Consider the following 13,378-nt stretch of genomic DNA (forward strand, 5'->3'; position numbering starts at 1 on the left):
GGAATAACAATGTTAGATAAGGTAACCCGATTACTCTTAGTAGAAGACGACGAAGACGATTATATTCTTACTTGCGACTACCTAGAGCAATTAGGTTCCCATACATTCGATGTTGAGTGGTTAAGTTGCCCTGAACAGGCCATCAGTGTGCTGAGCGAAAACAAGCATGATATTTGTTTGTTAGATTATCGTTTAGGTGCCTCTGATGGTCTCGAAGTGCTAAAACGGGCCGTTGATAATGGTTTTCGCGGTCCGATTATCATGCTTACCGGACAATCAGATGAAGCACTCGATTCTGCAGCGCTTGATGCCGGTGCGGTTGATTACCTTGTTAAAAACGAGATGAACTCTAGCCGCTTTGCCCGCGCTATTCGTTATGCGTTAGCACGACGAGATGTTGAAGATGAGCGTGTTGAACGCTTAAAAGCCGAAGCAGAAAACCGTTCTAAAGACCGTTTTTTGGCGCATTTAAGCCATGAGTTACGTACGCCTCTGTCATCTATCTTGGGTTATACCGAGTTACTAATGCAAAGTGGTAAGAACCAGCATGCTCAAAACGAGCTGGGTGTGATTTACCGAAATGGTAAGCATCTACTGAGCTTACTTAATGACGTGCTCGACCTATCAAAAATTGCTGCTGATAAACTTGAGCTCAATTGCAGTGATGTCAATTTAGATAGCCTAATGGCGGACGTATATACCTTAATGCGCGTCTCAGCGGTCGATAAAGGCTTAACACTTAAATTTGAATCTCAGCAAGCCTTACCTTTAGTTGTCAACACAGACGCGACGCGGTTACGCCAAATCCTAATTAACATCATCAACAATGCAATTAAGTTTACTAACCAAGGCGAGATCACAGTGCGTGCTTGGACTGCTTGGGTTAATGAGCGCGAAATGCTGTTTTTTAGTATTAAAGACACAGGTCTTGGAATCCCAGCCGAAAAACAAGCTTTGATCTTTAAACCATTTGAACAAATTGCCGATGTAGAATCCCGAGATGTGGGTGGAGCAGGGCTTGGCCTCGCCATTTGTTCTGAGCTACTTAGTCGAATGCAAGGCTCAATTGAGCTTGAGTCTACGCAAGGCGTGGGCTCAGAATTTACCCTTTCTATCTACCCGGGCAACATTCGTGATGTTGAGCGCCAAGTACTGCGTTTTGATTCAAACCCAGATTGCCAACAAAAATTAGCCACCCTTGAAACCAGTGGTCGGGTATTAGTGGTCGACGACTTAAAAGATTTACGTAACCTAGTAGGTCATATGATCACTATGACCGGTGCTGAAGTGGAATACGCAGAACACGGTAAACAAGCTATTGAGAAAGTCGCTAGTGCAGAACAAGCGGGTGAGCCTTTTGATATTGTTTTTATTGATTTGCATATGCCGGTTATGGGCGGTAAAGAAGCCACTATTGAACTTCGTAAAATGGGTTATCAAGGGCCAATTATCGCGCTTACTGCAGCCACCATGAAAGGGGTGAAAACTGAGTTAAGCGCGCTTGGTTTTAACGATATGATTGCCAAGCCGGTTGATTCTGGGTTGCTTTACCAAGTGCTTAATCATTATATTTGCGAAGGCAATACTGCACCTGTGGTTGAGCAAGACGACAGCCCTGAAATGACCAACCAAAGCACGCGTTATTTATTGGTTGAAGACGACAGTGATGCGGCACAGATTACCCAATTATTGCTTGAAAGCTTAGGTGTTGAAACTGTCATAGCGCCAAGTTGTGCCGCTTGTCTTGAGACACTGAGTGACGACCAAAATTTTGCTAAAGTATTACTCGATATGCATTTGCCTGATGGTGGAGGGCTAGATTTAGCAAAAGAAATTAAACAGCGCCACCCCGACTTAAAATTAGTCATTGTAAGTGGCGCCGAACCAGAGGCAGAAAGAATTAAACAACTTGATATAGAACAAGTGCTGTTAAAACCGATTAATCTTGGCTTGTTATCTGAGCTTATTGCTGACTAATTGAATGCCTGACTACAAGTTCAGGTTCAAATAGCGTTTGTAACGGCGGTGTTTGTTTTTGATAAACTTGGTTTAACACCCAGTCAGCAGCCATGCGGCCCATTTCATTTATGGGGTAATTAATGGTGGTTAATTGTGGGTAAACGTGACGGGTGAAAAACACGTTATCGTAGCCCATAATCGACAATTGCTTAGGTAACGTTAGCCCTAAATCGCGTGCGCTTGCCATGGCACCCACTGCCATTTCATCATTAGCACAGATAAGCGCCGTGAATGGATGCGTTTGTTGATGAAGCGCTTTTAACCCCTCATAACCGCTCGCTTCCATGAAATCACCTTGAAATAAGAGGTTTTCATCAAACTCAAGGTTAAACTCAGCCAGCGCTTGTTTGTGGCCTTCTAGGCGGTCTTTGGCATCTTGCTTCCAAGCTGGTCCACTGATGTAGGCAATGTCTTTATGACCTTGTTCTAACACATGTTTAGTCGCTAGATAACCGCCTTTAATATTATTAAGCAAAATGCAGCGGTCACTGAGTTCGCTAATATAGCGGTTGATTAGTACAAACGGAGTACGGCCTTTGCTAAGTTTAATTAGGTAGTCGTCGCTGACTGCTTCAACATGCAAAATAAGCGCATCGCAGTTACGGCTAATTAAAAATTCAATCCCTTGTTTTTCTCGTTCTTCATCACTGTGACCTGCAGCAATAATCAGGTGTTTGCCTTGATTACGAAAGGTATTTTCAATGCCGCTCATCATAGGCCCGTAAAACGGACCTTGTAATTCAGAGACCAGTAGACCAACACTGTTCGAGCAATTTGATGCCAGTGACTGAGCAATTGAGTTAGGTCTATAGCCAAGCTCATCCATTGCGGCAGTGACCTTTTTACGTGTTGCATCACTGACATTTGCATTGTTGTTCATTACTCGCGAAACGGTTGCAAGAGAAACGCCTGCAAGTTTCGACACCTCGTAAATGGTGGCCATGTTATTCCTTTTTAAACAAAGTTATGGATGCTTTTTTAACGATAAATCGGCACTGATCCGCTCAACCGTTTGATTATCAAGAATATACCTTTTCATGATAAATGCGACAAGCATACTACCTATTGCTGGGTAAAGGGTAAATGAAATTAAGATACCCGAGAGCGTGTGTTCACTGAGTTCGGTATTGGCTTCATAGCCATAAAATGCCAATAACCAACCTGCAATGGCACCGCCAAGAGCAAGGCCAAGCTTAATAAAAAAGACCACGCTTGCGTAGACTAGGCCTGTTAGCCTTTCACCGGTTTTCCATTGCCCATAATCTATGGTGTCGGCCATTTTTGCCCACAGTAACGGAGTTGCCATTTGCGTGAAAAAACACCACAAAAAGTACACCGCAAAGGCAAGTGCAAGTTGTTCGCCTGGCAACCAAAATGCCACGCAACTAATTGCCGCAGAGATGTATTGCAAACGAATATAGGCGGTTTTCTTATCAACGCGTTTACTAAGAGGGTTTGCACAGGCACAGCCCAGAATATTACCTATCATGCCAATGGTAACAAAGTAGGTGACCAGCTCGGCTTCACCAAGCACATATTTTACATAGTAAATGGCAAGGGTGGTGCGCAGTACCATACTGGTTAACAGCATAAATGCGGCAAAGCACAATACTTTAAATGGGCCATTTTGCCATAGCGTATTCATGCGGGTTTTCCAGCTCAACGATGAGCTGTTATGCGCTGCTACGCGCTCTTTGGTAAAGCGAAAACAAATTAAGAATAAGATCACACCTAAGCCGCTCATCAGGGCCATAGTGAGTTGGTAGCCCGTGGCGTTATCACCTTTGCCAAGCCAGTTTACCAAAGGCAAGGTACAGGCACTGACAATTAAGCCGCCCAGCATACCAAACACAAAGCGATAAGATTGAATGGATACTCGCTCTTTAGGGTCGCCACTTAATACCCCACCTAACGCTGAGTAAGGAATGTTAATCGCGGTGTACACCAGCATCAGCAAAGTGTAAGTGACAAAGGCGTAAATGACTTTGCCTGACTCAGGTAGATCTGGTGTGGTGAAGGTGATCATGCTGATCACCCCAAATGGTAAAGCGAGCCAAAGTAAGTAGGGGCGATAGCTTCCCCACCTAGTGCGAGTTGAATCGGTTAAGGCTCCCATTAATGGGTCGGTGATGGCATCAACGACTCTCACCACCAAAAACAAGGTGCCAACAATCGCGGGTGAAATACCAAATATATCAGTATAGAAAAAAGTTAAAAATAACATCACCGTTTGAAAGATGATATTACTTGCTGTGTCGCCTAATCCGTAGGCTATTTTTTCTCTTTTTGTCAGCATGTGTGTTCTCGATTGTTGTTATTTTTATCGCTGTTTGAGTAGCGCGCGATATTGTTTTGCGCTTTCTTTTAAAATGCGTTGTTGGCTTTGGTAGTCAATATAAACTAACCCAAAGCGCTTTTCGTAGCCATAGGCCCACTCAAAGTTGTCCATTAAGCTCCACGCAAAGTAGCCTTGAATATCGACGCCTTGGCGAATTGCATCACACACTGCATTTAAATGAGTGTGATAATAATCTACGCGTTCTATGTCGTTCACTTCACCATTTTCTAATGTATCGGCCATGGCTGCGCCATTTTCGGTAATGTACATTTTTGGTAAATCATATTGCTGATGCAATGATACTAAAAGCTCAGTTAAGCCTTGTGGATAAACTTCCCAGCCCATATCGGTAACACGAACATCCGTAAGGCTTGCTTCTTCAAACCAGCCATCAGCGGTATTTTTGTAGTGTATGCGGGTATAATAGTTAACGCCAATAAAGTCGACGGCTTGACTAATAATCGCCATATCGCCAGCAATAATAGTTGGTTTAACTTCATCTGCTAAATCATTCAGTAAAGAAGGGTAAGCACCCTCTAAAACCGCTTTGATATACCATTGATTATGATATTGATCGGCAAGTTCTGCGGCTTTTTTATCATCTTCGGTTAAAGGATACGTTGGGCTGAAGTTTAATACGATACCTGCTTCTGTGCTTGGGCAGTTTTTACGTAATACTTGCATAGCAAGGCCGTGGGCGAGTAGTAAGTGGTGCGCTGCTTGTCGGCCAGCTTGTTGTGATTTTATGCCAGGTGCATGTACACCCACTTCATAGCCTAAATAAGCGCTACAAAATGGTTCGTTCAAGGTGGCGAATGAATCAACCAAATGGCCTAAATGTTGAGTAACAAGTTCGGCATAGTCTTTAAATTTATAGGCTGTTTCGCGATTTAACCAGCCGCCATTATCTTCAAGGTATTGAGGTAAATCCCAGTGATATAAGGTGACATAGGTTTTAATGTTACGCGCTTTTAAAGCCGTTAATAACTGAACATAAAACGCCATACCTTGCTCGTTAACCGAGCCATCTTGCTGCATGACCCTTGGCCACGAAATAGATAAGCGGTAAGCATCGACAGCCAAATCTGCAATCATCTCGACATCTTGCTGCCAACGTGCAACATGGTCACAAGCTACATCGCCATGGCTTTGGTCAGCAATAGCGCCAGGCTTTTCGCAAAATGTATCCCAGATACAATCAAGGCGCTTATCGCGTGCCCCTTCAATCTGGAATGAAGCTGTTGCCACACCGAACGTGAACTCGGGCTTGAGTAAAGATGAATCTGGTAACAGTGAAATTGATTTATACACAGTAGATACTCGTCCTTCGGGTTAAGTGTAAGGCTTGGTAAATTAGAGCTTAGACTCAGTTGTAAGCGCTTACAATTTTTCTGCAAATAAATTGCTAAATATGATTTATATGTTATAAATGTAAGCGCTTACATTTAATGTTGCAACATATTTCGCTATTTGCTGTTAGTGATTAAGTATTAAACCTTGCTGTAACAAACTGATAAATATAATTAACTAGAGAAGAAAATTATGGCTCATGTTTCAACCCCTGTGTCGGCTGCTGCAAGCCAAGCAGATATGCCTAAGCAGCACTTTGCGCTGGCATCATTGACCACATTATTTTTTATGTGGGGATTCATAACCTGTCTGAATGACATTTTAATCCCTTATTTAAAAGGTATGTTTTCACTTAACTATACGCAGGCTATGCTCATTCAATTTTGCTTCTTTGGTGCGTATTTTGTGATGTCGATCCCTGCTGGAAAGTTGGTCAGTCGTATTGGCTACCAGTTTGGTATCGTGGTTGGCTTAGTGGTCGCAGCCGTGGGGTGTGCGCTGTTTTACCCAGCTGCGGTTGCCCATGTGTACGAATTATTTTTACTAGCCTTGTTTGTCCTTGCCTCGGGCATCACGATTTTACAAGTATCTGCCAATCCTTATGTAAGTGTACTTGGTCCGCAAAAAACAGCATCTTCGCGTTTGACTATGACACAAGCATTTAACTCGTTAGGAACCACGGTTGCACCAATTTTTGGTGGTTGGTTAATTCTATCTGAGGTTAGTCAAGCCACCGCAGAAGAAGTGAAACTCCCTTATTTAATGTTGTCGTTAAGCTTGTTGGTACTTGCGGTTATCTTTGCATTTTTAAAACTGCCAAAACTAGGTAAAGAAAGTGATAGCGAAGCGGCACATCAAGATTTAGAAGATTTTGTTGATTTAGGCAGTGTTTGGCGTTACCGCCACCTCATTTTAGGTGCTGTAGGTATTTTTGTGTATGTGGGCGCAGAAGTGGCGATTGGTAGCTTTTTGGTGGGCTTTTTGACCCTAGATAACATTGCTGGTTTACCAGAAAATGAAGCTGCGCATTATATTAGCTACTACTTTGCAGGAGCCATGGTTGGCCGTTTTATTGGTGCAGTTGTAATGCAGAAATTTAATGCAGGCAAGGTGTTGGCATGCCATGGCTTGTTGGCGGTATTGTTAGTATTGATTGCTATGACGGGTGAGGGCAGCCTTGCTATGTGGGCAATTTTGCTTGTGGGATTATGTAACTCGATTATGTTCCCAACCATTTTTAGCCTTGCTTTACACGGCCTTGGAAAATACACCTCAAAAGGATCAGGCATTTTATGTTTAGCGATTGTAGGGGGGGCGATTATTCCATTACTACAAGGCGTATTAGCAGATTCTATTGGCGTGCAAATGGCGTTATTCTTACCAATCGCCTGTTACTTATATATTACTTACTTTGCGCTGGTTGGCTCAAAAGTATCAACTCAGACTTCATAGGTGCAAAAAATGAAATTGAAAAAAACATTCACTCTCTGTTCGTTAATGATGGCAAGCGTCAGCATGCTAGGTTGTACTGGACAAGATAAGGTGACCAACGTGAGCACTGAGCAAGAAATTTGGCCAAATATCGAAACGGGCATTGCAGCAAATCCAGAAATGGAAGCACAAATTGCGAAAATGTTGGCAAATATGACCCTTGAGCAAAAAATTGCGCAAATGATCCAGCCAGAAATTCGCGATATAACCGTTGAAGATATGCGTAAATACGGCTTTGGTTCTTACCTCAATGGCGGTGGCGCATTCCCTAATAATGATAAACATGCCAGCGCTGCAGATTGGATTGATCTTGCTGAAAAAATGTATCAAGCCTCAATTGATGACTCGCTCGATGGCAGCTCAATTCCGACTATGTGGGGTACCGATGCCGTGCATGGTCACAATAACGTAATTGGTGCGACATTATTTCCACACAACATTGGTTTAGGTGCAACAAACAACCCTGAGTTAATCGAAAAAATTGCCGCCGCTACCGCGCAAGAAGTGATGGTAACTGGTATCGACTGGGTATTTGCACCAACTGTGGCTGTTGTTCGTGACGACCGTTGGGGCCGAACTTATGAAGGCTATTCTGAAGACCCTGAAATTGTAAAAGCGTATTCAGCAGCCATTGTTAAGGGGTTGCAAGGTGCGGTTGATGACGACTTTTTATCTGATAAACGTGTGATCAGTACGGTTAAACACTTTTTAGGTGATGGCGGCACAGAAGGCGGTGATGACCAAGGTAATAACACGGCATCTGAGCAAGAGTTATTTGATATTCATGCGCAAGGTTATGTAGGCGGCTTAGGTGCGGGGGCGCAAACCGTAATGGCGTCATTCAACAGCTGGAATGGTGAAAAAATTCATGGCAGTAAATACCTACTTACCGACGTGCTAAAAGATAAAATGGGTTTTGATGGTTTTGTTGTTGGTGACTGGAACGGCCACGGTCAAATTCCGGGTTGTACTAATGGCAACTGTGCGCAAGCAGCAAATGCCGGTCTTGATGTGTACATGGTACCGACAGATGCATGGAAACCACTTTACGAAAACCTTATTAAGCAAGTTAAAAGTGGCGAAATTGCACAAAGCCGTATCGATGATGCAGTAACACGTATCTTACGTGTAAAAATGCGCGCAGGTTTGTTTGATAAGCCAAGCCCTGCCAAGCGTCCGCTTTCAGGTAAAACAGAGATCATTGGTAGTGCAGAACATTGCGCAGTTGCAAAACAAGCAGTCCGTGAATCACTAGTACTACTGAAAAATAAACAACAGTTGTTACCGCTATCAGCAAATGCAAATGTATTAGTTGCCGGCCAGGGCGCAGATAACATTGGTATGCAGTCAGGTGGTTGGACAATCACATGGCAGGGTACAGGTAACGAAAATAGTGACTTCCCGGGTGGTTCTTCAATTTTTGATGGCATCAAAAATACAGTTGAGCAAGCAGGAGGTCAGGTTCAATACAATGTGAATGGCGAATTTGAATCTAAGCCAGATGTCGCGATTGTTGTATTCGGTGAGCAGCCATATGCAGAAGGTAATGGTGATTTAGATAACCTTGAATACCAACGCGGTAATAAAACTGATTTAGCCCTGCTTAAAAAGCTAAAAGATGCCGATATTCCTGTGGTGTCGCTATTTATTAGTGGCCGCCCAATGTGGGTGAATGCAGAGCTGAATGCCAGTGATGCGTTTGTCGCAACATGGTTACCAGGGAGTGAAGGTGATGCAATCAGCGATGTTATCTTTAAAAAGCAAGATGGTTCTATCAATCATGACTTTAAAGGTAAGTTATCGTTCTCGTGGCCAAATAACCCGGTAGGTAACCAAAACCGTGGTGATAAAGACTACTCGCCACTACTGCCATATGGCTTTGGTTTAACTTACCAAGATAAAAACACATTAGCAGATGACCTTAGCGAAAAATCACAAGTTGCCGCTAAATTAGAAGACTTAGTATTATTTGAACGTGCCGTAAAAGCACCGTGGTCACTGCAACTACAAAGTGGTTCTGAGCAACAAGCCATGACCAGTAGCCGTGCAGCCCTTAACGCTGTTAGCGTAAAAACCTTTGATAAAGACGTACAAGAAGATGCGCGCTCAATCAGCTTTAATGGTAAAGAAGCGGCTTCGGTTCGTTTAATGGCGGCTTTCCCATCGGATTTACGTTCATACGTTGAAAAAGCGGGTCAACTGCAAATGCAAATTAAGGTAGACCAAGCTGCTGATGCGCCGCTAATGCTGGGTATGCAATGTGGTGAAAACTGTGACGGCCAATTTGATATTAGCAAACAGCTTAAAGCAGCAAATGATTGGCAAACGCTAACCGTAGATTTGAGCTGCTTTGCAGAGCAAGGTGTGCAGCTTGGGCAAGTATTCTCGCCTTGGCAATTAGCCACTGAAGGTGCATGGCACGTATCAATTGCTAAACTATCAGTAACGAGCGCGCACACCGAGGACGCAACAGTCTCATGTCAGTAAAACTGTATGCTGTTATTTTGCTAACAGGTGCGCTTAGTGCCTGTCAGCAAACCTCAGCGCCTTCAAAGTCAGCCTAGGAGAAGGCTGGCAGTTAGTTTGGCAAGATGACAAAGTGTTGATTTTGCCGGTTATCCTAAGCAAATGCTGGTGGATTACGTACGTGTTTTTCAATGTAGTAAAAATAGTGAAACAGGTATAGGCTGTGCAACAAAGCAGCCATCAGCATTACAAATAAAGGGTAAGACCAATCCGCAATAGTACTTAATTAAGCGGATTGGTGTCAGTGAATTATGAACCAAGAGCCTGCAGATGCTTCGCCGAACTCGTTGCATCCGCTGGCTTTTGGTTCATTCTATCGGTTGAGTTTTTGTAGTAATAGTTGTCTTATTTTTCTGGCCGTTAGTTCGTCGATATCGGCTAATATCCCTTGCGCAGGCTCAGCAACGTGGCTTGCTAAATCCACATCATTAGCAAACACATAATGATTAAAGAGTTGCTGCCATTTTTGTTTATGCTCGTTTGGCAAGTCTTTAATTGCCAGCATACTGTGCAGCATGGCATCAAATGGGTTTGCTAAATACTCTGGGGCTTGTCGCCACCAATAGTTCACCAACACATTAAACGGACTGGTTGCGCTAACCTGATGCCACCAAAGTGCTGGAATATAAATAGCATCGCCAGGGCCAAGAGTTGCCGATTGCGCCTTTGCTACAGCCTCTTTAAAACGTGGAAAGCGGCTGAAATCGGGGTTATTAAAATCAACCAAGCTAATCGCTTGCCCTGCGGGTGTAAATTCGAGTGGACCCACGTAAAGGTTATTGACCTGTTCCGTTGGCAACAGAGTAAACGTACGCTTACCCGCAGCAACACAAGCTAGGTTATCGGCGTTGTCATAGTGAGCCGCAATCTGACTATGATTTCCCACCCAGAGGCTGGTTAGGCAGTTATAATCGGTTACTGTTAATGGGTTTTCAACACTAAAGCCCGGAGCGCAATACTCCACAGCAGTAGAGCCCATATACAGTGAATCACTGTCGGTTTGTGTGAGTGAACGTGCTAATTTTTGCAGTACAGAAACTAAGTTATCGGCGTGCTGTGAGAAATTAAGCCCTGAGAAATCAGCGTTATAAAAATAGCGCCCCTGATGAATTGCTTGGCTACTAAAGCTACGTACAGGGGCGTTATTGGCAAGCCCTAAAAGGTAGTCTAAGGCGTTTTTAGAACTTTGTTTAGCTGCCATGACTTGGGGCCAATCAACGCAGAGACCTCTGATGACCAGTGGTTCAGTTTGCTCAGCTAAAAACACTTTTAGATCAGCAATGCTTGAAGCCTGGCATTCTTTTATTGGCGCAGCCGCAAACATTACTACTGAGCCCATTTTTTATTAAGCAAATGAGGAATGTGCTCCATTGATGCCAGCACCATATAAACGGCTTGTAGGTCACCTTGATGTTGTAACTGCTTAAGCTGTTCAGCGGTTAAGCCATTGAGTACCTGTTGGTTAATAGTATAAAAGCCGCTCACTGTGACTTTTTCGCCATTTTTATCTGCATATTCAATACTGAAAGCTTCGAGTAAATTAACGCTAAGCAAACGCTCAAAAAACTGATTAATCGTTTGGTGTTCTTGATGTAACGCGTTAAGTACTTGAGCTATATGATTTAAGTATTCGCTATTTCCACCATGTTCAAGGAAAATGGCTTCGCCATCACGTGTGCTTATGCGTGGGCTGTCTAAGTCGATATGTACCACCAGTGATTGCTCAGGAATACCATTGTTATACTGAGTTTGTTGACCAATTAAAAATGGCTGGCGCTGCATACTTAGCGGTAAGTAACTCAGTTGCAATTCGCCTTGCTCGTTTAGCAGCAAGTTCTCACCATTTTCAAAACCAAATAAAGCGAGGGCTTCGAATTGACCTGTTTGCGGGTGCTTACGAAATACGATAGGTTGATTTGCTTGAACTTTAGCAAACTCACTAGGAAACACGGTAGTGCAGCTAATATTGTCGCCCCAGTTAGCACCGCGTGTGGTGATCACTTTTAGGTCTTTATGGCTGATGTTATCAAGTAAGACATGATTGGCCATTGGGCCTCCTAATACTGAGATTAAATAGGTTGTATACCAAATTGCTGAATATGATTTAACAGCTCGCGGTTAGTGGGTAGTTGTTGCAATCCGCGTTTGGCTTGTTGTTGGTTAGCACTAAAATGCTCAATAATAGCCGTTGGCATTGCAAGTACAGGAAATTGTGGCAATTGCTTCATGCCATAAAGTACATACTGGTAACTGGCTGCAGAGAAGACCTCTTGAGCACGGTCAAAGTCGTTTAACCACGGACTTTGATATTGCCAAAGTGCTAAGTTTTCTTGAAGTTGCAGAGGAATTGAGTTTGCCTCTTTATGAGCTTGCCAATAAAGGCTTGTGCGCTTTGACAACACATAATGCAGCTTTAAAAACTCAATGATACGTTGCCAGCGATAATGGCACTGCTCATCAAAACGTTTTGCCAGTGTCGGCATTGCAGCACGATGTGTTGGGAAATTAGCAAGTAAGTTATTAAGGCCAAGCTCCACCATGACTAACGCTGAGGCTTCAAGTGGCTCAATAAAGCCTGCAGACATACCAATAGCTAAACAGTTTTTATACCAAAAACGGCGTCTATAGCCGGGCGTAAAACTGATTTCACGAAATGTCAGTTCATTTTGCGCGGTACCAGGCTGGGTTTTTGCAATGTACTGGCTAAGCGCCTGTTTCGCATCTTCGCTGCTGGCAAAACGACTTGAGTACACCATACCTAGACCACGGCGGCTTTGTAAGCCGATATCCCAAATCCAACCAGCATCTTGCGCAGTGGCTTTGGTATAAGAAAGGATCTCTTGCTGCGGGTTTGAATAGGGCACCTGTACGGCAACGGCTCTATCGTTAAATAACACATCGTGTTGCTCGATTAGCTCTATCCCGTAATGTTGATGTAACAGCTTTGCGTGGGTGCCAGAGCAATCAATAAATAAATCACCCGCAATAGTGCCATGATCGCGAGTTTGCAATGAACTAATATAGCCATCTTCATCACTATTGATGCATTCAACATGACTGACGATATGCTCAACGTTTAGCTTGGTAGTGCAGTGTTGTTGTAGCAGCATGGCAAACTTACCAGCATCTAAATGATAGCCATAGTTTGCTTCACCTTGATAGGCACTATGTAAGTGGTTTTTCGGTGCTTTATGGTGATCGCATAAGTAGGTTTGGCTTGCCACCGCGTGGCTGAAACTCACGGCATCTTTGTTGGCAAACCAGTAAGGTGCAATATTTAATTGCTGATACGCTACAGGTAAGCTGAATGGGTGATAATAATGAGCATCGCCTTCATCGTCGCACCAGCCATCAAAACGTGAGCCTTGTTTAAAAGCCGCATCACAACGTTGAATAAATTCACTTTCGCTGATGCCGATGGTTTTTAAGGTTTGTCGCATGGTCGGCCAAGTACCTTCACCGACACCAATGGTGGCAATATCGGGCGACTCAATCAGGGTAATTTGTGCGTTGTGAGTTAAATGAGGCTGGGCAGCAATTAAACCTGCAGATAACCAACCTGCTGTACCACCACCTAAAATGACGACTTTTTTTACTTCATTCTTTTGCATGTTTAAGGCCATCTCAAATGCTATGTAGACAAACTAGCATAAT

9 protein-coding genes are annotated in these 13,378 nt (G+C 43.5%); 3 read left to right on the forward strand and 6 right to left on the reverse strand.

Going from position 1 to position 13,378, the window contains the following annotated elements:
• Positions 1–9 precede the first annotated feature (9 nt).
• Positions 10–1,977: a response regulator gene (locus tag NO991_RS16005; protein ID WP_294407259.1), complete on the forward strand. Its 1,968-nt coding sequence runs from the start codon at positions 10–12 to the stop codon at positions 1,975–1,977.
• On the opposite strand, the gene NO991_RS16010 is transcribed toward NO991_RS16005, so the two are convergent.
• Genes NO991_RS16010 through NO991_RS16020 form a run of 3 tightly spaced genes read right to left on the reverse strand, consistent with a single transcriptional unit; the run spans position 1,964 to position 5,668 of the window.
• Positions 1,964–2,962 (reverse strand): LacI family DNA-binding transcriptional regulator, encoded by a 999-nt coding sequence (locus NO991_RS16010; RefSeq protein ID WP_138600360.1) that lies wholly within the window; start codon positions 2,960–2,962, stop codon positions 1,964–1,966. The two genes, NO991_RS16005 and NO991_RS16010, sit on opposite strands and share 14 nt — an antisense overlap.
• A gap of 21 nt (positions 2,963–2,983) precedes the next feature.
• The gene (locus tag NO991_RS16015; protein ID WP_209327364.1) at positions 2,984–4,315 is read right to left on the reverse strand and encodes a glycoside-pentoside-hexuronide (GPH):cation symporter; all 1,332 of its coding nucleotides are present in this window, start codon (positions 4,313–4,315) and stop codon (positions 2,984–2,986) included.
• A 24-nt stretch (positions 4,316–4,339) separates the two neighbouring features.
• Positions 4,340–5,668 (reverse strand): GH1 family beta-glucosidase, encoded by a 1,329-nt coding sequence (locus NO991_RS16020; RefSeq protein ID WP_166338155.1) that lies wholly within the window; start codon positions 5,666–5,668, stop codon positions 4,340–4,342.
• 231 nt (positions 5,669–5,899) lie between these two features.
• On the opposite strand from NO991_RS16020, the gene NO991_RS16025 reads away from it, so the two are divergent.
• Positions 5,900–7,159 (forward strand): sugar MFS transporter, encoded by a 1,260-nt coding sequence (locus NO991_RS16025; protein WP_235377151.1) that lies wholly within the window; start codon positions 5,900–5,902, stop codon positions 7,157–7,159.
• A gap of 48 nt (positions 7,160–7,207) precedes the next feature.
• Positions 7,208–9,685, forward strand: a complete 2,478-nt coding sequence (locus NO991_RS16030; RefSeq protein ID WP_371352196.1) for an exo 1,3/1,4-beta-D-glucan glucohydrolase — start codon at positions 7,208–7,210, stop codon at positions 9,683–9,685.
• Between the two features lie 352 nt (positions 9,686–10,037).
• Here the strand turns inward: NO991_RS16030 and NO991_RS16035 are convergent, their stop codons facing one another.
• Genes NO991_RS16035 through NO991_RS16045 form a run of 3 tightly spaced genes read right to left on the reverse strand, consistent with a single transcriptional unit; the run spans position 10,038 to position 13,335 of the window.
• A complete protein-coding gene (locus NO991_RS16035) occupies positions 10,038–11,048 on the reverse strand; it encodes a cupin-like domain-containing protein (RefSeq protein ID WP_371352178.1) in 1,011 nt (336 codons plus the stop codon).
• Positions 11,049–11,050: 2 nt separating this feature from the next.
• Entirely contained in the window at positions 11,051–11,773 is a 723-nt protein-coding gene (locus NO991_RS16040; RefSeq protein ID WP_371352179.1) for a SapC family protein, read from the reverse strand.
• Positions 11,774–11,793: 20 nt separating this feature from the next.
• Positions 11,794–13,335 carry a tryptophan halogenase family protein gene (locus NO991_RS16045; protein ID WP_371352180.1) on the reverse strand — a complete coding sequence of 514 codons (1,542 nt, stop codon included), beginning with the start codon at positions 13,333–13,335 and terminating at the stop codon, positions 11,794–11,796.
• Positions 13,336–13,378: the final 43 nt, after the last annotated feature.

The organism is Pseudoalteromonas sp. DY56-GL22, from assembly GCF_041414715.1.
In the GTDB taxonomy this organism is placed as follows: domain Bacteria; phylum Pseudomonadota; class Gammaproteobacteria; order Enterobacterales; family Alteromonadaceae; genus Pseudoalteromonas; species Pseudoalteromonas simplex.

What these genes read in the sequence shown, in the direction of transcription:
- NO991_RS16005 (WP_294407259.1), top strand. Translation starts at nt 10, where the DNA reads ATGTTAGATAAGGTAACCCGATTACTCTTAGTAGAAGACGACGAAGAC.
- NO991_RS16010 (WP_138600360.1), bottom strand. Translation starts at nt 2,962, where the DNA reads ATGGCCACCATTTACGAGGTGTCGAAACTTGCAGGCGTTTCTCTTGCA.
- NO991_RS16015 (WP_209327364.1), bottom strand. Translation starts at nt 4,315, where the DNA reads ATGCTGACAAAAAGAGAAAAAATAGCCTACGGATTAGGCGACACAGCA.
- NO991_RS16025 (WP_235377151.1), top strand. Translation starts at nt 5,900, where the DNA reads ATGGCTCATGTTTCAACCCCTGTGTCGGCTGCTGCAAGCCAAGCAGAT.
- NO991_RS16030 (WP_371352196.1), top strand. Translation starts at nt 7,208, where the DNA reads ATGGCAAGCGTCAGCATGCTAGGTTGTACTGGACAAGATAAGGTGACC.
- NO991_RS16035 (WP_371352178.1), bottom strand. Translation starts at nt 11,048, where the DNA reads ATGTTTGCGGCTGCGCCAATAAAAGAATGCCAGGCTTCAAGCATTGCT.
- NO991_RS16040 (WP_371352179.1), bottom strand. Translation starts at nt 11,773, where the DNA reads ATGGCCAATCATGTCTTACTTGATAACATCAGCCATAAAGACCTAAAA.
- NO991_RS16045 (WP_371352180.1), bottom strand. Translation starts at nt 13,335, where the DNA reads ATGCAAAAGAATGAAGTAAAAAAAGTCGTCATTTTAGGTGGTGGTACA.